Raw genomic sequence first — 23,292 nt, forward strand, 5'->3', positions numbered from 1 at the left:
GTATTAAACGATGCTTGAGCAAATAATTGGGCAACCAGCCTGGTTTTGGCTCTGTTTAGGTGGATTACTGTTAATTGCTGAGCTACTCGGTGCCGGCGGTTATCTACTCTGGTCTGGTGTTGCTGCCGTTATCATGGCGCTTATTACCTGGCTTATACCTGAAATGAGTTGCGATTGGCAAGGTCTATTATTTGCGATTATGATCATTCTTTCTGTATTGGGTTGGCGTAAATGGCTTAGTATACGTAATAAATCAATGTCCGATGAACCTAATCAAAAACAACATCAATTAATTGGCACAAAAGCACGTTTAATCTCAGATACCAATAATGGCTATAGCAGAATACGACTAGCTGATGGTAGCTGGCGGGTTTATTGTTCTCAGCAATTATTAGCTAACACTGAAGTCGAAGTGATTGACGTCGATGGTATTACGCTAACAGTCAAACCGGTTTGGTCTAATCAACATGATGACCAACCAGATGATAAATAATCGGGCATTTTGCATTGTCATCCCCTGGACACGATGCAACCAATGAAAGCAAACTATCGCGGATCAGATTAAGTTCGGTAATGGTTTTTTCAATTTCACTAATTTTATTTAACGTCGCCGCTTTTATATCCGCACTGTGGCGACGTGGATTACAGAAAAGTTCAAGTAATTTCCGACACTCTTTTAACGTAAATCCAACCTCCCTAGCTTGCTTTAATAATGTTAATTCTTCCAAGTGAGTAGGTTAATAATGGCGATAGCCATTTTCACTTCTCGTTGGCGGAGTAATTAATGACTTTTCCTCATAAAACCGAATTATCTTGGCGCTTAATCCCGTTTTCTCTGCAACTTGAGTAATATTCATCATTTCTCCTTGACCTTAACCTTACTAGAAGGTTTAACCTTTATCATAATCGAGGTTATTTCAGCCATAAATGTTAGGACGTAATTAGCATTATACCAATTAATTTATTGTATGCATTAGGAGTGTCAATCATACCTAATATCACCATTCTAGCGCTACAAGGACTGACTTGCTCCAATTGTATTAAGCAAGCTAACTAAAGTGCTGAAAGCACGACCAGACATACAACAAGTTGCCGTTACACTTAATTATGCCAAAGTTACCGGTTCTGCTTCAGTACAAGATATGATTAAAACCATCGAACAAGCCGATTACCAAGGGAAAGTGGCAACACAGCCTGATATTACACTACAGCTTACAGGGCTCAATTGCCGCAACTGTGTCAATAAAACACAACAAACATTGGAAAATATCAGTGGTGTTGCCGCCCGCCATAGTAACCACTCAAACAGCTCAAATTTTTGGTACTGCCCGAGCCCACAGAGCTAATTGCGGCGGTTAGGTCGGCTGGCTACCAAACTACATTGGAAACAGCAAGCAATCCTTCCATTCGCTAACAATCAGCCACACTATCACGCAAGACAACCCAAACAGTTAGCAAACAAACTGCATCAGATAGACTTGAGAAAGTAAATATTGATAGTGAGACAATACAATTACTCATCAATGGTATGACTTGTGCCAGCTGCGTTAACAAAGTACAAAAAGCGTTACTTAGTATTCCAGGCGTACAAAACGCTCAGGTTAATTTAGCCGAACGCAGTGCCCTAATCACCCGACAAGCTAAACATCACGTATTAATTCAAGCAGTGCAAAAAGCAGGTTATGACGCCGCAATCATTGACAATGAAATGGAACATCGAAAAAAACAACAGCAGCTAACCAAGGACACTATACGCAAATTTCGTTGGCAAGCTGCTTTAGCACTACTAATTGGTATCGCCGTTATGATTTGGGGCATGATTGACAACCATATGATGTTAAGTGAAAAAAATCAATTTAGCTGGCTGCTTATTGGTCTGCTCACTCTGATGATCATGGTTTTAACTGGTGGCCATTTTTATTATAACGCCTGGAGAAGTCTAAAAAATGGCAGTGCAACAATGGATACCCTGATCGCACTTGGAACCGATGCCGCCTGGCTAAATTCAATTAGCGTTAATTTGTGGCCAGATAAATTTCCTTTCCAGGCTCGTCATCTTTATTATGAAGCCAGTTTAATGATCATTGGTTTAATTAATCTTGGCCATGCATTAGAACAAGGTGCCCGTCAACGTTCATCAAATGCGCTAAGGCGATTACTTGATCTTACGCTACCCACTGCACTGGTTATTAGTGAAAAAGGTGAAAATAGAGTGCCACTGTCTCAAGTTGAATAAGGTATGGTATTACATCTGTCTAACTACCGGTGATCGCATTCCCGTTGACGGTGAGCTGGCTAACGGTGAAATTTGGCTAGATGAATCAATGTTAACTGGCGAGGCTATTGCACAATATAGGACCGTAGGTGAAAAAGTACATGCCGGAATGGTGGTACAAGATGGTACTGCATTATTACGCGTTTCGGCAGTCGGACAATATACCACCTTAGCACGCATTATTAAATTAGTGCGCCAAGCACAAAGCAGTAAACCAGCAATAGGACTACTGACTGATAAAATCGCCTCTATTTTCGTCCCTACTGTGATCATAATTGCCTTAATTGCCGGAACTATTTGGTATTTCTTTGGGCCATCACCTCAAATCAGCTATGCATTAATAGTTACCACTAGCGTACTGATAATCGCCTGCCCATGTGTACTCGCTCGGTTTAGCAACGCTAATGTCAATTATTACGGATGTTGCTCGCGCTGCAGAATACAGCGCTCTAATACGCGATGCCGAAGCCTTACAACAAGCTAGCAGCCTAGACACCTTAGTTTTTGATAAAACCGGAACATTGACGCTAGGTAAACCTGAAGTGACAGAAATTAATACTTTTAATCAATTTGATTGAACAATACCAAGTACTGTCGATTGCTGGCGCCCTTAAGAAAGGTGCTAATCATCCATTAGCAAATGCGATTTTAGCGAAAAGCGTTGGGTTATCGTTACCAGAGGTAAATCAGTTCCGCACTTTAGCCGGCGCCGGAGTGAAAGGTGAAATCGACAATCAAACAATTTTGTTAGGCACCCAAGCCCTGATGTCACAATACTCGATTAACAGCCAACAAATTGATCAATTAATTGCTAAACAAGCCAATAATGGGATCACACCGGTCTTACTGGCCATTGATAATCAATTAGCCGCTTTATTTTCAATTCGAGATCCACTACGAGAAACCGCCATTAGCGCTTTACAGCGGCTACATAAGCAAAAATATCAATTGATCATGTTAACCGGTGATAATCCAATCACCGCCAATGCCATTGCTAAAGAATTGGAAATCGACCAAGTGTTTGCCGGTGTATTGCCCGATAAAAAAGCAGCCGTCATCGCACAACTACAAAAGAGTGGTCATAAAGTTGCCATGATTGGTGATGGCATTAATGACGCCCTGCTCTAGCTCGAGCTGATGTTGGTATTGCCATGGGGAGCGGTAGTGATATTGCAATTGAAACAGCCGCTATCACATTAATTAATGATAACTTACATAGTGTTGCTGATGCGGTGCAAATTGCCCAAGGGACTTTGCGTAATATGAAACAAAATCTGTTTGACGCATTTATTTACAACGCGCTGGGCATCCCCATCACAGCAGGTCTATTTTATCCATTTGCTGGAACCTTACTTAATCCGGTTATTGCTAGTGTCGCTCTATGGTATTGTCATCAATTACTATCATTAGTAATGCAAATCATTTATTGCGATTTAAACCTAAGTAATAAATTATTATCCACCAGTTAACAAAACGGTGACTAAAACTCAGTTACCGTTTTTTATAAAGCATAGAAAATCTTGTACTTGATGATTAAAAACAGCTAACATATTAAACTGGCAATGAGCAATTTTTGTGTTAAGGGGAAATGAAGAATGGTAGAGCCTGTATTATCTAGGCTAAAAAAATATTTGATTGCCAATAAGATTAAATATTATCCTTATCCTGCTTATGATATTAGCCTGGCCGGAAATATTCATCTGCATCTCGTTAGTAGCATTCATATGGCCAGCAAAAATATGTTCCCTCTACCTCAAACTCTAATGAACAAACTCAATCAATGCGATGTTTTGATTGTTGAAGCCGACATTACTGATACCGTGCCTCCCTTAACTAACAATCCTGATATCCCTTGCCCACCGGTCAAACAACGGCTTTCACCTTCACTATATCTGAAATTTAAACATTATTGCCAAGAAATCAAACGGCACGATGAACAATTAGATGGCCTTGCTGCCTGGCAAATTGCGTTGTTTTTACAAGCCAATCAAGCGCAGAGCCTAGGATTATTTCCTCAATACAGGATAGATTATCAACTGCTACAAATTGCACAGCAAAAGCAGAAACCGATCATTGAACTTGAAGGCACCGCCTCTCAAATCGAGCTACTCATGAATTTACCTAATAATGGGCAATCTTTATTGGAAGATACCTTTACATATTGGTGTTCTAATGCTCGTTCGCTACAGGTAATGTTGAGTTGGTGGATAAACTTCAAACCTGAGCTGGATTTAAAATTGCCAAGAGCCTTTCATGATGATGTTTATCAGTTATTACTGCAAGTAACGTAATTTATTGTGGTGTCAAAAGTTAAAAAAATTATCAGCAGGTCATTATGTCGTGGCCGTTGGCGCTTTACATTTATATGGCGACAATAATCTTGCTAACTTATTTAAACAGCAAATCGATTAATTCAATTCCAGTTTTTATTTAAGCGAGATTGCCAATCAAAATAATAAAATAGCAATTTAACTACCCGCTATAACGTTACTTAAAATAAGGTTTTTATGTGACCCCCCTGCTATTAATTTATTGCAAAAAAACAGAATCAAATATGCGCTACATAGCTATACACATGATGCTCATCTACATCATTTTGGTCAAGAGGCGGTGGAAAAATTGGCGCTTGATGCCAGGCAAGTATTTAAAACGCTACTGGTAGCATTAAATGGAAATAGCAAAAATCTTATCGTTGCTATCACACCGGTATCTGGACAACTTAATTTGAAACGCGTTGCCAGCATATTTAACGGCAAAAAAGCAGAAATGGTTGAACCTCAAATCGCACAAAAAATAACAGGCTATTTATTAGGCGGAATCAGCCCATTGGGACAAAAAAATGTCTGCCAACAATTATTGATGAACAAGCCAAGCAATTTGCCACTATTTATATTTCAGGGGGAAAAAGAGAGCTGGAGATTGAACTTGATCCCAACGATCTAGCTCATTTATTAAATGCAATTTTTGCCAATATAAAAAGTGATAAATAATACCGGGTTAATCAATGATTAATAATTTCTTTACCGGGCGCATAATCATTAACTTTTAACGGCGCATGTTTTTCAATAAAATGCTTTAATACCTCAGTGTCCACCAATCCTGAATTGACATAATTTGGATGATGGCTAATTTTCGGGTAACCATCACCACCAAAAGCAATAAAATCTAGTGTTGCCATCCAATAATGCTTTTTAATATCTAATGGCTGACCGGCTATTTTAATATCTGTAATCGCGCCATCTTTATGACGAATTAAACTGATATTATAGAATTGGGCATAAGCCCCCGAACCTGGCGTCTTACTAGCAACGGCTGCCAAATAATTTTTCACTTCCTGACCATTAAAATCAACATAGGCTACATGATTAGCAAAAGGTAAAACCTTAAGTACTTGTCGATAACTGATCTCGCCTCGTTCAATAGAATTACGGATCATGCCACTGCTCATAATGGCAAAGTCGGCATTTACACGTTCCACTTGCGACGCTAAAATCAGCCGTGCCAAATTAGTTTGATCAAAACGTATTTTGTTGCGGGAACCTTGTAATCGACCATCAACGAAGCCCAATTTCATATCTAATTGTTGACGGCCTTTTGTCTGAAATGGAGAAAGTAATTTTACCATATCAACATCGGGCGGAATTTCTCGTGTATAAAGAGTTAACTCTGTCGAACCATCTTCGTTAAGCCGTTTCTGTTTTAAATTAATAGGAATAAGCCGATAGCGGGTTAAAATAAATTTACCATTTTTAAATTCAAAATCAGCCCGCCCAACATATTTTCCCCATTCATGAGCCTGCAAAATCCAAGTTCCATTTTGGCGATCTGGGATACATAATGTACCAGGCACATAATCAACTTGTTTGTAATTTATCCTACTGACGGACATACAAACGGGATCTTGAGAATGACCTCCCACTATCATATCTAAATATCCGGTCGGTAAGCTACGCGCCATTTCAACATCACCAGGAGCATTAGAACCATGTTCACCATTGTTATAATGTCCCATATGCGTCGCTGCAATAACGATATCGGGCTTTTCATTAGCACGTAAAGATTGGATCACCGTTTTCGCTTCATTAACAGGAGAACGGAATTCTATATCGGAAAATATCCCTGGGTTACCTAACTTAACAGTATCGTCGGTAGTTAAACCAATAACAGCAATTTTAATACCCTGTTTATTAAAAATAAGATAGGGTTTGAATAATCTCTGGCCAATACTGGGTTGATAAATATTAGCTGACAGAAAAGGAAAAGTTGCCCATTGCTGTTGTTTGCGTAAGATCGCCAAAGGTTTATCAAACTCATGATTACCAATTGCCATTGCGTCATAACCAATCATATTCATGCCTTTAATATCTGGTTCAGCATCTTGCAAATCGGATTCAGGCACGCCTGTATTAATATCACCAGCGGAAAGCAGTAAAAAAATTCCCCCTTTTTTTGCAACTTCATGGCGAATTTCTGCAACTAATGTTTTTTGCGCGGCTAACCCATATTCTCCGTTTTTGTTATGCCAAAAATGACCATGATGATCATTGGTATGTAATATTATGATAGAGTAAGCTTTATCTTTTTGCCATGCCATTGCGGTTGGACTTAATAACAACCATAAAAATAACATTATCCCACCCTGGGAAGTCTTAAGTGACAATCGCATATCTATCTCCACACCATTAAAAATTTATACCCTCTGTATTTCATCAAATGATTTATTTTATATCCTGTAAAAATAACTATCTATTTTGTTATTTACTAAATATTTTATCTGATTATTACAACATAAATCGTTCTGGCCATTACACAAGATAAAAGTATTGCCAGTCATAATCTCAATTAAATAACAAAATAGAGACTGAATCGCTATTGCTAAAGGAATAGTGGATAATGATTATTTTAATTCAGTTAATTAACTGAAAAATATAATAAAATTATATAAAAAACATTAGATAATCGGTGTTATTGTTAGCCAAAATGGCAATAAAAATGCTCAGTCAAAAAATAATCAATCAATTGATTTTTGCAAATTTTTTTATTTTATTAGCATAAATAACTACTATAATTGTTATTTGATACATCATTTTGCTAATTATATCCAAAATGTAAAAGTATCAACCTAATGATTCTATTGCTGAGATGATTGATAAATAACCTTTGGAGACAATTGACATCGTTTCAGCTGCTGAAATTATATTACACATAAAGTGTATTGAATTAATTAATTCAACCTGGATTTTTTATCATTATCATTTTTTTGACCACATCATTACCAAATATGAACAAAAAAAAGAATAATAGTTTATATTATAATATATTAAAAAATAATAAATTATAATAGTTAATATGGTTATTTACTTGGCATTTTTATTATTTATAACGTAATTTTTTAGCGCTTTTTTAGTTTATAGCAGATAAAATAAGTTTGAATTCTACATGACGTATTTTGTCATCCCAAAAAGAGGAGATTTAATGAATCATTCAGCATCCCTCATCACAACTATTGTTGGTGGTTTAGCTCTTGCCTATCTGTTTGGTATGATTGCACAACGGCTAAAAATATCACCGTTAGTCGGCTGTTTATTGGCCGGTGTTCTTATTGGTCCCTTTACGCCAGGTTTTGTTGCAAATACAAATTTAGCCAGTGAACTCGCCGAAATTGGTTTTATATTATTGATGTTTGGTGTTGGCTTACATTTTTCCTTAAAAGATCTTTTAGCCGTAAAATCGATTGCTATTCCTGGTGCCATCGCTCAAATAATTACTGCCACCTTATTAGGTGTTGGTTTAGCCATGCTATTTGGTTGGAGTATTTTTGCTGGTATTGTTTTTGGGCTTTGTCTCTCAACAGCCAGTACTGTAGTGCTATTAAGAGCATTAGAAGAACGTCAACTGATCGATAGTAAACGAGGCCGAATTGCTATTGGCTGGCTGATGTCGAAGATTTAGTCATGGTATTAACTCTGGTATTGCTGCCAGCAATTGCCGGTATTCTCGATAGTAATAATGCTAATTTTAGTGAGCTCGCAATTAAATTAACCATTACCGTTGGTAAAGTAACTATTTTTATCATTATTACCCTTTTCATCGGTCGCCAACTTATTCCATGGATGCTAGCCCGTACTGCAGCAACCGGTTCTCGTGAATTATTCACACTAGCAGTGTTAGTATTAGCACTCGGTATTGCCTATACCACGGTAACTCTATTTAATGCTTCTTTTGCCGTTGGCGCATTTTTCGCAGGTATGACCCTAAATGAATCTGAATTAAGTCATCGGGCTGCACAAAATACACTACCTTTGCGAGATGCATTTGCGGTTCTGTTTTTTGTATCGGTCGGTATGCTTCTAGACTCTATCATATTAATAGAACATCCACTCGCGGTATTGTCGATTTTAGCACAATTATTACTATTGGTAAATCACTCGCCGCATTACTGTTATTGAGACTATTTGGTCATAGCCGCCGAACCGCCTTAACTATCGCAATAAGTCTGGCACAAATCGGTGAATTCTCTTTCATCCTGGCCGGAATGTGAATACTCTCAATATATTTGATAGTCAAGCACCAAACCTGGTTTTAGCTGATGCTATCGTCTCTATTATGATTAATCCATTACTATTTAGCTTACTTGACCGTTATCTGAAAAAAACCGAAACAACAGAGGAAGAATTATTAGATGAAACGCAGGAAGGAAGTTGCACAAATTCCTGTCGATATTTGCCGTCATGCAATTATTGTTGGTTATGGTCGTGTTGGTACTATTCTGGCTGAAAATTTACGCCAAAAAGATATCCCGATCGTCGTTATCGAAAATACACGCGCCAGATTTAAAGAATTAGCCAAAAATAGCTTCCGTTCAATAATTGGCAATGCCGTAAATAAAGCACTAATGAAGCTGGCTCACATAGATTGTGCCCAAACACTGTTAGTCACCGTTCCAAATGGTTATGAAGCTGGGCAAATTATTGAGAAGACTAGGTCATTAAACCCTGATATCACTATTATTGTTCGTGCCCACTATGATGATGAAGTTAGATATATTCGTGAACGTGGCGCAAATCACATCGTTGTTGGTGAACATGAAATAGCCAGAACCATGGCACATTTCCTGTCTAAAAAGAAAACAGTAGGCTGTACCATTAATAATAATGACGATAATTTATTATCAGGCACTAAAGATTTAGATAAATACTTAAAACCTGATGCTTCTAACTAACCAATAAAAATAAATCAGGGGAAATATTGGCCTTCTCCTGATTTTATTTAATTACCTTTCCCAGTAAGATTCCTCTAAACTATCTTCTTTTTCAGGCAAACTTCGCGTTAAACGTGGTAAATGTTGAATAAATACTTGATAACTAACTCTATTAGCATATTTACACACCTGTGCTAAGGAAGAATATGTCAGGTAAGGCAAAAAATGTTTTGTTGAATTAGGTATATTTAAACGATGAAAACGATTAGCGGTAATATCGTGTAGTAAAGCAGACAGTGCACCATCACCAGCTCTATTGGTATTCATGATTTTTTCTGGCCCACCCATATAAGGCTCAATATGTGAATAGATCCTAAAAAGAAGCTGACACTCTTTTTTCCTCATCGCACGGCTAAATTCATAACAATTAAATTGCTTAATCACGCCAGACAATAGAGGATGCTGAGTTTCTCTTTTATAGGTTGATTCGGTATAACCAGCCATGTAGAATCCATCAGCACCGGTGGTACAAAGTACCAGATCAATCCAATCAAGCACTCTATCGGCAGCTAATAAGGGATCTTTGATCCCCGTCAAATATAACGCTTTATCTTCGTTCATTGCCACAACAGAAACATATTTAGCGAGAAAATCCTGCCAAAATGAGGGATCATAGGCAATAACAAATTTAGTGCCCAATGTTAGCACCACTGGTACATCATGTTTTTTAGCATATTCTATTGCTTGCATTGTTGCTGCTAGCATCGGTTCACCAGGTTGGCCACGGACAAGATAAGCAGTAATAAGAACCAGTGCTGATGCCTCTGCAATAATTTGCTCTGGAATGCTATCAGGACGCAATTGGTTCATTAACCCTGGAAATTGCAAATGTTCGTTCACCATTTTCCGTAATTAAGGTAAAACAGCGACCAATCGGGCCATCAACACCCTGTAAATAATTTAAATCCATCCGGCTCGAAGTATGGCATAAATAACGGTAAGCATAGCTGCCAATTTGAATGTTATTACACATCATACCCAACAACACAGATCTATCATCAGCTAATAACGAGTAATTATGTAAAGTATTCCCTATCGTGCCACCAGCAAATTCATAACTAATAAGATTGCGCTCCGTTAACTCACGATAAAGTTCTTCAGCAGTAGTCTCTTCAATAACGAGTGAGTGCCCCTGACTAAGGGGATAACGCTGAATAAAATCATCATCAACTTTTTGCTTCAATATCAACCAAAGTTTGATCTATACCAACTATATATGCATGATCACTGTCACTATTGATTAACTCTTGATTGGATAATAAGGGATCTAGGAGACTAACAGGAAAATAGTGCTTGGACTTACGTTGACCAAGGAATTTCATAATAGGTAGATTAATAATAACTAAAGGAGTGAATCTAACATAACTAACATTATTGAGCAGCAGGAAAATTACCTACTGCTTATATAAAATTATCTCATCAGACTTGTTGCTTACGGCTATTTATCATATGACGTAATAAAACATAAACACAACCCAAAATTAAACCGGCTAGTCCAGCTAATACAACCATATACATTTGCTTGGGTGCCTATTTAGCAAGCGGTAAAGTTGGCTTTTGTATAATATTTCACCGGCTGGAACCAAATATCTTTAGTGTCTAACGCCTGTAATTGTTGGATATATTGTTGGCTATTTAAAAGTTCAGGATCTAATGGTAGCTGATCATTATCCTGTTCAATAATGGCTAACTTTTAAGCTAAAGCTTCTGAACCCAATGCAATAGGATAATCTAAATCATCTTGAATAAAGTTATGAGTAGTTGAAACCGGTTTTTTAACTCCAACAGATTAAGCTATTTTTAACGAATTCTTCAGTCGCTGAACCGCAACCGGATTAGCATTTTTTAAATACCGTCAACTTAATAGCATATTTACCTTTAGCATAAACAATTTGTTGTGTTATTTTTTCATTTAACTCGGCTTTAATTTCCTACCGTACATTCGAGCCAACATAACGCAGATAACCAGACAATAAATTCTTGGCATCTTGAGCAGTTGCCGCAGAAAATTCGAGGCTTGCTTCTATCGACTGCGTAATATCATCTACATTATTATTTGCATTTTTACTAAAAATGACGCTGCCAACAGTAATATTATTTATCATATCACGTAAAAGCTATTGTTCTCTCTCTAAGGAGAGTGACTCTGTTGATTTAACTAACTGCTGAAAATAGTCACTACTTTTCAGAAAATTTTCCTGCAACAACTGAGAACGATAAGCATCAAGAAATTTTACATAAACTTGCTCAGCATCAATATTTGTTTCAACATCCATTACTCTTAATTGACTAAGGAACTCATTCAGCTTAAACGTTTCTTGAGCGGTAGGTTGAACAATCATTGCTTTGCTTGCCCATTTTTCTGGTAAAAATAACGACCAACAAAAAGCGGTTGCGGACAACACAGCAACAAAAATCGCAATCAACAATTTAGATTGATAAAGAATAGAAATAAGTTCAAATAAATCAATTTCATCATCTTGTTTCGTATTGGCAGAATAAAAAGAGGGATCGAGCTCAGTGGTTGTATTTAATAATGGTCTATTTGTCATAGTTTATAGCTTCTAACAGTTATATTGTTATATAATTAATTATAAATCTTTATCTATTTCTATCTTATACAAAAGAGTTGAATAATCAAATAATTATCATGAAACTAGAAAATTTTAGTCATTATATTCTATATTACCAACTTTAACGAAACAAATAACTCATATTTATCAGTAATGTTTTTATTTTTGCAATCACTATATTTCAAGTAACTAAAATACAAAAAAACAAATGAAATTTAGTTAAATGTTAACTTTTTAAAAAAAATTAAACCGTTTAAAAAAGACTAAATATCATAAAAATTATTTAATATTTTATACAATAACAATAATTAATATTACTGACTTAAATATAGATTTTTATGAACATTAATTGAAATTAACTATTTAAAAAAATTAGTTATATCGGTAAATTTAAAAATATGTAATAGCATTACAATCACTAAAAAAACTTTTAGTTTTAGCTAAATTCCCATTTAAATAATTGCTAAATCTGTAACTAATTCAGCCATTAACATAATATGACTCTCAGAGGCATTAAGCGCTGGTATATAATGATATTTTTCGCCACCAGCAGCATAAAATAATTTCTTATTCTGCTCAGCAATCTCTTCTAGAGTTTCCAAACAGTCTACCGAAAAACCTGGGCACAACAGCTGAACATGTTTTATTCCATGCTTTGCCAACCTTTTTAAGGTAATGTCTGTATAAGGTGTAAGCCAAGGCTCACGGCCAAAGCGTGACTGATAAGTCATGATGATTTTATCAGCAGGGAAATTAATTAATTTACTGAGTAAACAGGTTGTCAATTCGCATTCCTGCGGATAAATATCACCTGTTTCTGCGTACCGTTTAGGAATACCATGATAAGAAAGCAATAATCGATCTGGTTTACCATAGCGTTCAAAACTTAACTCCACCGACCTTTTTAATGCATCAATATAAGAAGGGTGAGCAGCATAACTACGAATAAAGTTAAGCCCGGGTATCGTTCGATATTTTTTTAACGCTCGGCTAATCGCATCAAAAACTGCCGCTGTGGTTGAACAAGAATATTGTGGATAAAGCGGTAACACAATAATATTTTCAACCTGCTGAATTAATAGTTTATCAATTGCTTCGGCAATAGCAGGCGAAGCATAACTCATACCTAATTCTACAGGAATATCGGGTAGCTGTTTTGCCAGCGCAGCCTGCTGTTGCAAACTATAATTTAGCAATGGGGAACCAGCTTCGGTCCAAATTGACCGATATAATTTAGCTACTCTTGGCGAGCGTATTGGTAAAATAACCAAATGTAATAGCGGCTTCCAAATTATCCTAGAAATATCAATAACTCTTACATCACTAAGAAATTCTGCCAAAAAACGTTTCACTGCTGTAGGCGTTGGTGCATCAGGCGTCCCTAAATTAACTAATAAAACACCATACTTCTTAATGCTCATGCCACTTGGCTCCATTTTATTTATCGTTAATTATTTATAACTTTATCATCACTTATTAAATATTTTTATTTGCACTAATTAGCAATAAATAAAAAATAGGCGCCAAATTGGATGCCTATTTTATCAACTAACAACTAACCTAAAATGTTAGCCAGCTCTTCACTGACTTCGGTAACCTTACGGGTACCATCCAATTTAAAGTACTTAGTATGACCAGCAGCAGCTTCTTGACGATAATAAGCAAGTAAAGGTTCAGTTAACTGATGATATTCCACTAATCGCTTGCTGACCGTTTCTTTTTGATCATCTTTGCGAATGCTTAATTCGTCACCGGTAACATCATCTCTGTTTGCTATTTTCGGTGGGTTAAATTTAATATGATAAACACGCCCCGAAAGTGTATGAATTCGACGACCAACAATGCGTTCAACAATAATTTCATCTGGTACATCAAACTCCAACACATAATCCACCGCAATACCGGCATTTTTCATTGCGTCTGCTTGTGGGATAGCGCGAGGAAATCCATCTAGTAAGAAACCGTTTCGACAATCATCCTGGCCTATACGCTGTTTAACTAAAGCAATAACTAATTCATCAGTAACAAGCTTACCATTATCCATTAATTCTTTCGCTTGTAGACCTAACTCTGAACCCGCCTTTACGGCAGCACGTAGCATATCACCGGTAGAAATTTGAGGGATACCATACTTTTCCATGATGAATTGTGCCTGAGTCCCCTTACCTGTGCCAGGCGCGCCGAGCAAAATAATACGCATTGTGTAAACCCCTCGCTATTTCATTTTTATAATTTGAAAAAAAAGTTACCTTATCATTAGGTATACCTATAACTCAAGAAAACAGATAACCATTAAAGAATCAAATTATTTTCGTTAAAAAACAAACCACGTCTTAAAATAACTAAAACGTGGTTTTCTGAACAACTTGGTTTATTAAATAAATTTTAGCCCAAAAGTAACTTATTCATACGGCGAATAAATTGATTAGGATCTTCTAGGCTACCTTGTTCAACAAACAACGCCTGATCTAATAATACCTCTATCCATTCAGAAAATAAGCCATCATCATTTAGCTCTGTCGCTTTTTTAACTAATGGATGTTCAGGATTAAGTTCAAAATTATATTTTACTTCCGACGCTGATTGACCTACCGCAGCAAAAAGTTTTGCCATCTGAGTACTCATATCATTCGTATCGGTCGTCACGATTGCCGGCGTGTCTGTTAAACGGTGGGTTAACTTCACTTCCTTCACCCGCTCACCTAATAATTTTTTTACTCGCTCAACGAAAGGCTCTAGTTTTTTATCTGTCTTTTCTTGCTCTTTTTTATCTTCATTAGCCAGTTTTTCTAGTGACTCATCTGTCTTACTAACAGATTGAAAAGATTTGCCTGCAAATTCTGGCAAATAGTTCATCATCCACTCATCAATCCGATCAGATAATAATAAAACTTCAATCCTTTTTTTACGGAATAATTCTAAATGTGGGCTATTTTTTGCAGCGGCATAACTATCTGCAGTAATGTAATAGATCTTTTCCTGCCCTTCAATCATTCGACTAACATAATCTTCTAAAAAAACATTCTGTAAATTACCCTCATTATGCGTTGATGCAAAGCGTAATAATTTAGTAATCGCTTCTTTATTAGTTGTATCTTCCGCAAGACCCTCTTTCAGCACTAGTCCAAATTCCTGCCAGAATTGTTGATACTGTTCAGGTTCACTTTTGGCTAATTTTTCCAACATTTGCAATGCGCGTTTGGTTAACGCACTACGCAAACTACGGGTGATGTCACTATCTTGTAAAATTTCGCGCGAAACATTTAATGGTAAGTCATTGGAGTCAACTAACCCACGGACAAAACGTAAGTAATTTGGCATAAATTGCTCTGCTTCATCCATAATAAAAACACGATGAACATAAAGCTTTAAACCATGTTTATTATCACGATTCCATAAATTAAAAGGCGCTTTAGTCGGTATATAAAGTAGGCTGGTATATTCTTGTTTACCCTCTACCCGATTATGACTCCATATTAAAGGATCTGCATAATCATGGGAAACATGCTTATAAAACTCTTTATATTCTTCAGCCGTAATATTGTTTTTGTTACGTGTCCATAGCGCCTGGGCTTTATTAATTTTTTCCCAAATAACAGTATCATCTTCTTCGTTCTTGGCTTCGATTTCCACTGGCAGGGCAATATGATCTGAATATTTGCTGATCACTGAACGTAAACGCCAGTTATCTAAGAATTCCGTTTGGTCTTCACGTAAATGTAAGGTAATTTCAGTCCCACGCTCTGCTTTTTCAATATCAGCAACGGTATATTCACCCTCACCCTGAGATTGCCAGAAAACCCCTTTATCGGCGGCCACGCCCGCTGCCCGAGTACGCACTGTCACTTTATCTGCAACAATAAAAGCTGAATAGAAACCAACACCAAACTGACCGATTAATGGGCTATCTTTCGCTTGTTCGTTGCCTAAAGACTGTAAAAAAGCCTTGGTACCAGATTTAGCAATAGTCCCTAAATTATCAATAACCTCTTCGCGCGTCATGCCAATGCCGTTATCACTAATCATTAAGGTTTTTTTGTTTTTATCAATAGCAATTCTAACTCTTAAATCACCGTCATTTTCATAAAGATCAGATTGTGATAGTGCTTTAAAACGTAATTTATCCGCTGCATCAGATGCGTTTGAAATCAGCTCGCGTAGAACGATTTCTTTATTGGAATAAAGAGAATGGATCATCAATTGCAATAACTGTTTTACTTCTGATTGAAATCCAAGAGTTTCTTGTCCTTTCATACTCATTAAATAGCCTCAATTTTAAAATAATTTTATTAGGTTGAATGGTTATGAAACTCAGATGGGGATATAACTTGAAAATTTCAAGTTCAGCGTCGTGAAAAGCGTGCTTGATAGCCGATATGATTAACTTTTTCACAAAAAAATAAGCAGAGTCTTTAACCTCTGCATATATTTATTTTATATTACGCTTATACTATCAATAATTAATTTTCTGACGGCCAATAATTGAATGTGATAGCGTGGTTCCGTCAACCATTTCAAGCTCACCATCAACATGAATGCCATGAGCAATACGACTGGCCATCACCCCATATTGAGCACATATACCAGCAATATAATTAGCGGTTGCTTCCCCTTCAATTGTTGGATTGGTCGCCAGGATCATTTCTGATACCGTCTCAGTCGTGAGTTTATCGGCTAAGCTTTCCAGACCGATATCCTTAGGTCCAATACCATCTAATGGCGACAAATGCCCCATTAAAACAAAATAACGCCCGGCAAACTGTCCTGTTTGTTCAATTGCATAAATATCAGCCGGGCTTTCAACTACACATATTTGGCCAGTTTTTTGACGCCTCGGATTAGTACAAATAGAGCAGTGATCTTTTTCAGTAAATGTTTGACAACCCTGACAATGGCCAATTTCCGACATTGCACGTGTCAATGCCTGAGCCAATTGCATCCCACCACTACGATTGCATTGAAGAAGGTGAAAGCCATACGTTGCGCTGATTTTGGTCCCACACCAGGTAAACAGCGTAGCGCTTCCATTAAAGATTCAAGAAGGGGGACTCGTTTGCATCAAAATGGCATCTTAAAGCCTGGAGGTAATTGCATGCCATTAGATACATTGGCCATTTTTTCTTTTTGGGCTTCTTCTATACGACGCGCAGCATCATTAAATGCAGCAGTAATAAGATCTTCTAACATATCTTTGTCATCTGCCATTAAACTAGGATCAATTTCAATCCGACGACAATTATGCGCGCCATTAATAGTTACTTTAACAAGACCTGCACCCGATTCGCCGGTAACCTCCATGTTAGCAATCTCTTCTTGTACTTTTTGCATCTTTTCTTGCATTTGCTGAGCCTGTTTCATCAGGTTACCCAGCCCAACTTTACCAAACATAATATTCTCTCTTTCTGATCTGTTACAAAAATAGATTTTAACATTGCAATATTATACTTAAAGGTATGCATTCGGCTACACCGGCCGAATACTTTCTTCATCTAACTGCGCGTCAAACAGCGTGCGCAAAGTCTGAATCGTTTTATCCACTATAATAGATTGACGAGCCTGTGCTAGCTTCTCTTCATAAATTACCTGCCGCCATTCCAAAGGTGTTTTGACGGCTGAATTATCATCTTCAATGATAACCAGTTTTATCGGCTGACCATATAACTCACTCAAGGCTTTTGTTAATGTTTTATGCGCCGGTTCAGTATTCAAATGCCGTTGCGTTGAGCGTAAATGTAAACAAATTTCCGTTTCACTTAAGGCTTCCTTATAAGTATTTAACGCAAGTTGTTCAATCAATTTTGGCATTTTTAACTGACAAATTTCTGCTGACCAGTGGTCACGTTCGCAGGCTTCAAACTCAATTTTATTAGCAAGTTCCGGCGTCCTTTCATATTCCAATGCTTGTTTAATATTGCTAGGCGTGGTTACTCGCTCTACTTTTTGTTCAGAAACATTTTGCGGGCGCCATTGATAAGATTTACCCTTTTGATTTTTTTCATTTTTATTAGCTGTTTTGGGCTGATTTAAAACAGATAGCTGATGCTGTGCCGAAACGGTAGCGAACCTTTCTAGCGCCGACATCTCTAGTGGCGTTTTTGTCTTTGGTGATGCTGTTTCAGACTTTTTTAACGGCGCTTTCTCTTGCGCGTTATTTAGCGATGCTTTTGCCTGCAACAATTGCAATGTAGGCGTACTAATTAATTTTTCATCCGATGAGCTTATTGCTTTATTGATGATTTTTTTTTTATCTTTTAAGTTAAGAGAAATATCGACATGATTATCAATATCATTGGTTATAGTAGTTGTTTCAGAGAGACTTGGTGATGACACCAATGGAATTTCAATATCATTAACAGACTTAGGATGAAATGCTAATGCACGTAACAATGTCATCTCAACTCCCATTCGCCTTTCTGGCGCATAGGGAAGCTCTTTACGTCCGATTAACAAGGTTTGATAATAGAGCTGTAAATCCGTTGGCGTAATCAAGCGCGCAAGTAAACGTAGACGATCGTCTATAGGTGATCCAGTATCTTGCATCTCCACAGGTAAAAGCTGGATCATCGCAATACGATGAATTAATGATAACATTTCAATCAATACGCTTTCCCAGTCACCACCTCGCAAAGCAATATCTTCTACTAAAGCCATCATTTTTGGACCATCAGCATGAACAATTGCTTCAATGATCGCTAGCGGCTGTTCATCATCTAATATGCCTAGCATTTGGCTAACTGAATCTGCCGATACTTGCCCTTGCCCCATAGCAATAGCTTGATCGGTTAAACTTAATGCATCACGTAAACTACCTTCGGCAGCTCTAGCGATTAATTGGCAGGCACGTTTATCACTCGATATTTGCTCAGCCGCTAAAATGCGTTCAAGTTGACTGCTTATTTGGTCAATATCAAGTGATCTTAAATGAAATTGAAGACAACGTGATAAAACCGTTATCGGTAATTTCTGTGGATCTGTCGTTGCTAATAGAAATTTTACATGTTCTGGTGGTTCTTCTAGCGTCTTGAGTAAAGCATTAAAGCTATGACGAGATAGCATATGTACTTCGTCGATTAAGTACACTTTAAATCGACCGCGTGCCGGTGCATACTGGACATTATCTAGTAGCTCGCGGGTATCCTCAACTTTAGTGCGCGAAGCGGCATCAATTTCAATCAAATCAACAAATCGCCCATCCGCTATCTCTAGGCAGTTAGCACATTTACCACAAGGGTTTTGGCTTATCCCTACCTCACAGTTAAGCCCTTTCGCAAATAGCCGCGCAATGGTCGTTTTTCCAACTCCACGTGTACCAGAAAATAAGTAGGCATGATGGAGCCGCTGCTGTTGCAAACCATTTGCCAGCGCGGTCAAAACATGTTGTTGCCCAACAACATAGGTAAATGTTTGTGGGCGCCATTTACGGGCAAGTACCTGGTAGCTCATGATTCCTATTAGACGTTAAGTATATAGATTCGCCAACATATCGCTGTTCGCTAGTCAGCACATTTTGCGCATTAACTGCCTAGGAATTAAAGCAAATTAAAACAATTGACCCCTTGCTTTTTTAAACGTTCGATACCACCTAAGTCAGGCAAACAGATAATAAATGCTGCTTCATTAACTTTACCACCAAGCTGCCGTATCAAGCGTACTATCGCTTCAATCGTTCCACCTGTAGCGAGTAAATCATCAACAACTAAAACACTGTATTTGGCTGAAATACTTTCTTTATGGATCTCTAGTGCATCGGTACCATATTCTAGCTCATATTTTTGTCGTAATGTGGCGCGCGGCAATTTTCCTTCTTTACGTACTGGTACAAATACTACACCTAAACGCAAAGCAAGCGGCGCCCCAAATAAAAATCCTCTCGCTTCAGTGCCAACAATTTTAGTAATATCTTTATTTTTATAACGCTCAACGAGTAGATCAATTGTGGCCTGATAAGCGTCCGGATTATCCAATAAGGTTGTAATATCACGAGATAATACGCCTGGTATTGGATAATCAGGAATTGTTTCAATACTATCTTTTATAAATTGTATTTTTTTCATTAACCATCATAATTATCATCATAGACAAAATAATCAAATGCTACAATCTATGAAAACTACTATAAAAAAGCAATAACTAGCTTATCAATATGCGCGTTTTTACTGTAAGAAGTCAAATCGCAATTACATATTTTATTATTATGGCTTAATATATGAAAACACAAAAGTTGCTAAACGCGCTTGAAGAGCAAATTGAAGCATTGGCAGAAAAAATAAAACCAATTGCACACTCTTCTTTTATAACATTACGTTTTGATCAAAAATTATTTCATCGAAAAAGCCATCAATTAAGCGAATGTTTATTTAAAATCAAGCAACATTTTAATCAATTAAAACATGCAATTATCACGTCTCGTTCAGAACAGGTTACTTTTTTGACAGAAAAAATTATTGCCCAAATTGGCGCTATAACACGAGAATCTGCAACCCAAACTTTAAGGGAACAAGAAAGCTAAAATAGCCAAAAAGAAAAAACCATAGATCTTTACGAGCGTTTAGTTCAACACCAAGATTATGAACGTCGCCTAATCGCAATCATAAATGATCGAGAGCAACAATTAGATAAACAACAGTCATACGTTGCTTGCCAGAAGCTGCAACAAGAAATAGCTGCATTAACTGGAAGATTAGTGAGATACCGTCAGGCTCTTTCACGCATAGAAAGGGCAATTGAACACTATGAAAATCAAAGTATTGAATAAAAAATAATATAGGTGATATTTAATGAATTTAGAGAATGCTGCAATAGAAATCCAAGTTGCCATTGATTTAGTTTATATTCTAGAAATTAATCAAATAGAACCCACTACCGCACTGAAAGCACTTGATATTGTAAAAAAAGATTATGAGAATAAAGAAGCCATTTTATTACTTGCCAATGCAACGAAAAAGCGTTGATAAAAATAATTCAATGATTATTCCACAACATTATCTCGATTATTTTTATACTGCTGTTTCGATCGCTTTTCATCACCTAGCGTACGCTCAACTTCTTTCACAGAATCACCTTTGCTATTATGAAGGTGAACTTCTAACTGATTAAAAGCAATATTGATATTTTGTTCTCGACATAAGCGATCAATCAGTCGATTAACTTCGTCCAAGGTTGTGCTTTTATCCGTTATCTGGCGAACATAAAAACGTAATTCATGGTTAAGAGTACTGTCGCCAAAATCAGTAAAAAATACTAATGGCGCAGGATCTGACATGATCTTATTATTACTTTGCGCTGCCTGTAATAAAATCGCCTTCACTTTATCAAGATCAGAACCATAAGCAACGCCTAGCTTGATAATAATACGGGTTATAGTATCTGTTAACGACCAATTTATTAAACGTTCAGTCACAAATGCTTTGTTGGGAATAATGACTTCTTTGCGATCAAAATCAGTTATGGTGGTTGCTCGAATACGAATTTTACTCACTGTGCCTGAAAAATTACCAATCGTAACGGTATCACCAATTCTGACCGGCCGTTCAAACAGAATAATAATACCCGAAACAAAGTTGGCAAAAATTTCTTGTAGACCAAAACCTAATCCAAACGTTAATGCTGCCGCTAGCCACTGTAGCTTGTTCCAGGTAACACCTAAGATTGCTAATACAATAATTGTACCAATACCGATGATAATATAGGTCAGCATCGTGGTGATCGCATCGCTTGATCCCTGCCGAAACTTAAGCAGGGACAATACTAAAACCTCTAACAAATCTGGTAGATTTCGCGTCATCACTAAAGCGACAATAAAAATAATAATTGCCAAAATTAAATCAGCTAGGATAACTGCTTGTAAAGTATGACTAGCCTCATTTTATACATTCGTATGCTAAAGTTGGATACCATCTAAAAATGAGAAAATAGTAATGAAATCTGACCATATCCAATAAAAAACGACGATAAAGATCAAAAACAGTACCATGCTGGTTAAACGTAGAGATTGTTGACTAATCAATTCAATTGACATTGGTGGTTCAGTGATCGGTTCGTTTTCTTGTTCTTCTCGTGTCATATTATGACGGCGCCCTAACGCCCTTTTATAAGCAAGCTTGCGCGCTGCAATCGATAATCCACGAATACAACTATGGTAAATAATATACCAAAGGAGTAATAAGTAGAGACTATCAATCCAACGACTTGAAAGCGGAAGAGTCGTGTAATAATAACCAACCATCATTAAACCAATTAGCACTAATGGAGAAAAAGCCAATATGGTAATAACAATAGTGCGAGTTAAATGCCCACCTTTTAGTTGCCAGATCCGACGGCAAAACGGTAAAGTAAATAGAAAAACTAAAAACAGGAATATTAGAACAATCAATTGTCCGATGACATCATCCGCAAACCTCAAAGGATACATGACGCCATAACTTGACCAATAAATCAACACGACCAATGGCAACATCAAATTCATCAAATGTTGGCGTAACTAGCTAGTGTCTTTTTTAGCAATTAAAAAATGATTTTCTGCAATACCATCAGGCTTAAGAATATTAATACACCAGCTAAATAAAACCCAAAATAAAGCTAATTGCAGGACAAAACTCCAAACAAAATCACCATGAGGATTACCTGTTTTTAAAAACCAATAACCGACAACGAGTACAATAAAAGCACCAGGAAACGTCATCATTAGGGTTAAAATTAACGCTACAGGGGTATGTAATTGACTACCTTTTTTAAAGACTCTAACTTCCTTCATTGATTTCTTTTAAACGCTGTTTAAACTTGCGATTCATCCAAAAAAAGAACACACAAGCCAACAAAAGGGGAATAGTGACAACAGAGGAGTTAATTAATCCTTTCACTATGCTAATTAATGGTAATTTAAAATTAAAAGTGGTAATTTCTGCTTTCGCCGCACCAGGAAAAGAAGTTAGCCAAGTCAGATCAATCGGTTTATTACTATTTACCCAAAAAATTTGCTGAGCTAATGTCTGTTCTAAAGAATCAATGACACCTAGTAATTGCTGTTGATCTAACTGTAAATTAATCGCCTGGGAAATCTGATTACCCAGTTGAATATTTAACTGATCTAAAAGGTCACGGCGTATATCAATCAGTGACTCCAAAGCCCGCCAGACTTCCTTCGAAAGTCGCATGGTCTTAGTCTTATCTACCATTGAATCATT

15 protein-coding genes and 8 pseudogenes are annotated in these 23,292 nt (G+C 37.0%); 8 read left to right on the forward strand and 15 right to left on the reverse strand.

What is annotated here, in order from left to right; genetic code table 11:
• The first annotated feature begins 10 nt into the window (after window positions 1–10).
• Window positions 11–493: an NfeD family protein gene (locus ARADI_RS12875; RefSeq protein ID WP_119712290.1), complete on the forward strand. Its 483-nt coding sequence runs from the start codon at window positions 11–13 to the stop codon at window positions 491–493.
• Here ARADI_RS12875 and cueR read toward each other — a convergent pair.
• Window positions 459–857 (reverse strand): annotated as a pseudogene (cueR, locus tag ARADI_RS12880) (Cu(I)-responsive transcriptional regulator). The gene ARADI_RS12875 and the pseudogene cueR overlap by 35 nt on opposite strands.
• A 131-nt stretch (window positions 858–988) precedes the next feature.
• On the opposite strand from cueR, the pseudogene ARADI_RS12885 reads away from it, so the two are divergent.
• From ARADI_RS12885 to ybaK, 4 genes and pseudogenes are all read left to right on the forward strand, one after another.
• Window positions 989–3,722: pseudogene (locus ARADI_RS12885) on the forward strand (copper-translocating P-type ATPase).
• 148 nt (window positions 3,723–3,870) lie between these two features.
• The gene (locus tag ARADI_RS12890; RefSeq protein ID WP_439647118.1) at window positions 3,871–4,566 is read left to right on the forward strand and encodes a TraB/GumN family protein; all 696 of its coding nucleotides are present in this window, start codon (window positions 3,871–3,873) and stop codon (window positions 4,564–4,566) included.
• Between the two features lie 49 nt (window positions 4,567–4,615).
• Window positions 4,616–4,687 (forward strand): hypothetical protein, encoded by a 72-nt coding sequence (locus ARADI_RS21830; RefSeq protein ID WP_439647129.1) that lies wholly within the window; start codon window positions 4,616–4,618, stop codon window positions 4,685–4,687.
• 84 nt (window positions 4,688–4,771) lie between these two features.
• Window positions 4,772–5,265, forward strand: a pseudogene (ybaK, locus tag ARADI_RS12895) (Cys-tRNA(Pro) deacylase).
• 11 nt (window positions 5,266–5,276) lie between these two features.
• Here ybaK and ushA read toward each other — a convergent pair.
• Window positions 5,277–6,941, reverse strand: a complete 1,665-nt coding sequence (gene ushA, locus ARADI_RS12900; protein ID WP_119712291.1) for a bifunctional UDP-sugar hydrolase/5'-nucleotidase UshA — start codon at window positions 6,939–6,941, stop codon at window positions 5,277–5,279.
• An 809-nt stretch (window positions 6,942–7,750) separates the two neighbouring features.
• On the opposite strand from ushA, the pseudogene ybaL reads away from it, so the two are divergent.
• Window positions 7,751–9,497 (forward strand): annotated as a pseudogene (gene ybaL / locus ARADI_RS12905) (YbaL family putative K(+) efflux transporter).
• Window positions 9,498–9,548: 51 nt separating this feature from the next.
• Here the strand turns inward: ybaL and ARADI_RS12910 are convergent.
• The 10 genes and pseudogenes from ARADI_RS12910 to apt all read right to left on the reverse strand — a co-directional run bounded on the left by ARADI_RS12910 (window position 9,549) and on the right by apt (window position 20,163).
• Window positions 9,549–10,858, reverse strand: a pseudogene (locus tag ARADI_RS12910) (inosine/guanosine kinase).
• A 609-nt stretch (window positions 10,859–11,467) separates the two neighbouring features.
• Complete coding sequence (locus tag ARADI_RS12915) at window positions 11,468–11,641, reverse strand: hypothetical protein (protein WP_182853250.1); 174 nt, start codon at window positions 11,639–11,641, stop codon at window positions 11,468–11,470.
• 12 nt (window positions 11,642–11,653) lie between these two features.
• Window positions 11,654–12,088, reverse strand: coding sequence for a Wzz/FepE/Etk N-terminal domain-containing protein (locus tag ARADI_RS12920; protein WP_119712292.1), 435 nt, complete (start codon window positions 12,086–12,088; stop codon window positions 11,654–11,656).
• 473 nt (window positions 12,089–12,561) lie between these two features.
• Window positions 12,562–13,530 carry a ferrochelatase gene (gene hemH / locus ARADI_RS12925; protein WP_119712293.1) on the reverse strand — a complete coding sequence of 323 codons (969 nt, stop codon included), beginning with the start codon at window positions 13,528–13,530 and terminating at the stop codon, window positions 12,562–12,564.
• Between the two features lie 134 nt (window positions 13,531–13,664).
• Window positions 13,665–14,309 carry an adenylate kinase gene (adk, locus tag ARADI_RS12930; protein ID WP_119712294.1) on the reverse strand — a complete coding sequence of 215 codons (645 nt, stop codon included), beginning with the start codon at window positions 14,307–14,309 and terminating at the stop codon, window positions 13,665–13,667.
• Between the two features lie 185 nt (window positions 14,310–14,494).
• Entirely contained in the window at window positions 14,495–16,369 is a 1,875-nt protein-coding gene (gene htpG / locus ARADI_RS12935) for a molecular chaperone HtpG (protein WP_119712295.1), read from the reverse strand.
• Window positions 16,370–16,562: 193 nt separating this feature from the next.
• Window positions 16,563–17,137: pseudogene (gene recR, locus ARADI_RS12940) on the reverse strand (recombination mediator RecR).
• A gap of 30 nt (window positions 17,138–17,167) precedes the next feature.
• Complete coding sequence (locus ARADI_RS12945) at window positions 17,168–17,497, reverse strand: YbaB/EbfC family nucleoid-associated protein (RefSeq protein WP_119712296.1); 330 nt, start codon at window positions 17,495–17,497, stop codon at window positions 17,168–17,170.
• Between the two features lie 75 nt (window positions 17,498–17,572).
• Entirely contained in the window at window positions 17,573–19,552 is a 1,980-nt protein-coding gene (gene dnaX, locus ARADI_RS12950) for a DNA polymerase III subunit gamma/tau (protein WP_119712297.1), read from the reverse strand.
• Between the two features lie 86 nt (window positions 19,553–19,638).
• On the reverse strand, window positions 19,639–20,163 hold the full coding sequence (apt, locus tag ARADI_RS12955) for an adenine phosphoribosyltransferase (protein WP_119712298.1): 525 nt from the start codon (window positions 20,161–20,163) through the stop codon (window positions 19,639–19,641).
• A 152-nt stretch (window positions 20,164–20,315) separates the two neighbouring features.
• Here apt and priC point away from each other — a divergent pair.
• Window positions 20,316–20,864 (forward strand): annotated as a pseudogene (gene priC / locus ARADI_RS12960) (primosomal replication protein PriC).
• Between the two features lie 22 nt (window positions 20,865–20,886).
• A complete protein-coding gene (locus tag ARADI_RS12965; RefSeq protein WP_119712299.1) occupies window positions 20,887–21,060 on the forward strand; it encodes a DUF2496 domain-containing protein in 174 nt (57 codons plus the stop codon).
• Window positions 21,061–21,077: 17 nt separating this feature from the next.
• Here ARADI_RS12965 and ARADI_RS18690 read toward each other — a convergent pair whose 3' ends face one another.
• From ARADI_RS18690 to ARADI_RS18700, 3 genes and pseudogenes are all read right to left on the reverse strand, one after another.
• Window positions 21,078–21,926, reverse strand: coding sequence for a mechanosensitive ion channel domain-containing protein (locus ARADI_RS18690; RefSeq protein ID WP_238149458.1), 849 nt, complete (start codon window positions 21,924–21,926; stop codon window positions 21,078–21,080).
• A gap of 63 nt (window positions 21,927–21,989) precedes the next feature.
• Window positions 21,990–22,862: pseudogene (locus ARADI_RS18695) on the reverse strand (hypothetical protein).
• Entirely contained in the window at window positions 22,849–23,262 is a 414-nt protein-coding gene (locus tag ARADI_RS18700; protein ID WP_238149459.1) for a hypothetical protein, read from the reverse strand. The pseudogene ARADI_RS18695 and the gene ARADI_RS18700 overlap by 14 nt, the downstream one beginning before the upstream one ends.
• Window positions 23,263–23,292 lie beyond the last annotated feature (30 nt).

It is taken from the genome of Arsenophonus endosymbiont of Aleurodicus floccissimus, assembly GCF_900343025.1.
GTDB lineage: Bacteria > Pseudomonadota > Gammaproteobacteria > Enterobacterales > Enterobacteriaceae > Arsenophonus.

What these genes read in the sequence shown, in the direction of transcription:
- ARADI_RS12875 (WP_119712290.1), top strand. Translation starts at nt 11, where the DNA reads ATGCTTGAGCAAATAATTGGGCAACCAGCCTGGTTTTGGCTCTGTTTA.
- ARADI_RS12890 (WP_439647118.1), top strand. Translation starts at nt 3,871, where the DNA reads ATGGTAGAGCCTGTATTATCTAGGCTAAAAAAATATTTGATTGCCAAT.
- ushA (WP_119712291.1), bottom strand. Translation starts at nt 6,941, where the DNA reads ATGCGATTGTCACTTAAGACTTCCCAGGGTGGGATAATGTTATTTTTA.
- ARADI_RS12915 (WP_182853250.1), bottom strand. Translation starts at nt 11,641, where the DNA reads ATGATAAATAATATTACTGTTGGCAGCGTCATTTTTAGTAAAAATGCA.
- ARADI_RS12920 (WP_119712292.1), bottom strand. Translation starts at nt 12,088, where the DNA reads ATGACAAATAGACCATTATTAAATACAACCACTGAGCTCGATCCCTCT.
- hemH (WP_119712293.1), bottom strand. Translation starts at nt 13,530, where the DNA reads ATGAGCATTAAGAAGTATGGTGTTTTATTAGTTAATTTAGGGACGCCT.
- adk (WP_119712294.1), bottom strand. Translation starts at nt 14,309, where the DNA reads ATGCGTATTATTTTGCTCGGCGCGCCTGGCACAGGTAAGGGGACTCAG.
- htpG (WP_119712295.1), bottom strand. Translation starts at nt 16,369, where the DNA reads ATGAGTATGAAAGGACAAGAAACTCTTGGATTTCAATCAGAAGTAAAA.
- ARADI_RS12945 (WP_119712296.1), bottom strand. Translation starts at nt 17,497, where the DNA reads ATGTTTGGTAAAGTTGGGCTGGGTAACCTGATGAAACAGGCTCAGCAA.
- dnaX (WP_119712297.1), bottom strand. Translation starts at nt 19,552, where the DNA reads ATGAGCTACCAGGTACTTGCCCGTAAATGGCGCCCACAAACATTTACC.
- apt (WP_119712298.1), bottom strand. Translation starts at nt 20,163, where the DNA reads ATGAAAAAAATACAATTTATAAAAGATAGTATTGAAACAATTCCTGAT.
- ARADI_RS12965 (WP_119712299.1), top strand. Translation starts at nt 20,887, where the DNA reads ATGAATTTAGAGAATGCTGCAATAGAAATCCAAGTTGCCATTGATTTA.
- ARADI_RS18700 (WP_238149459.1), bottom strand. Translation starts at nt 23,262, where the DNA reads ATGCGACTTTCGAAGGAAGTCTGGCGGGCTTTGGAGTCACTGATTGAT.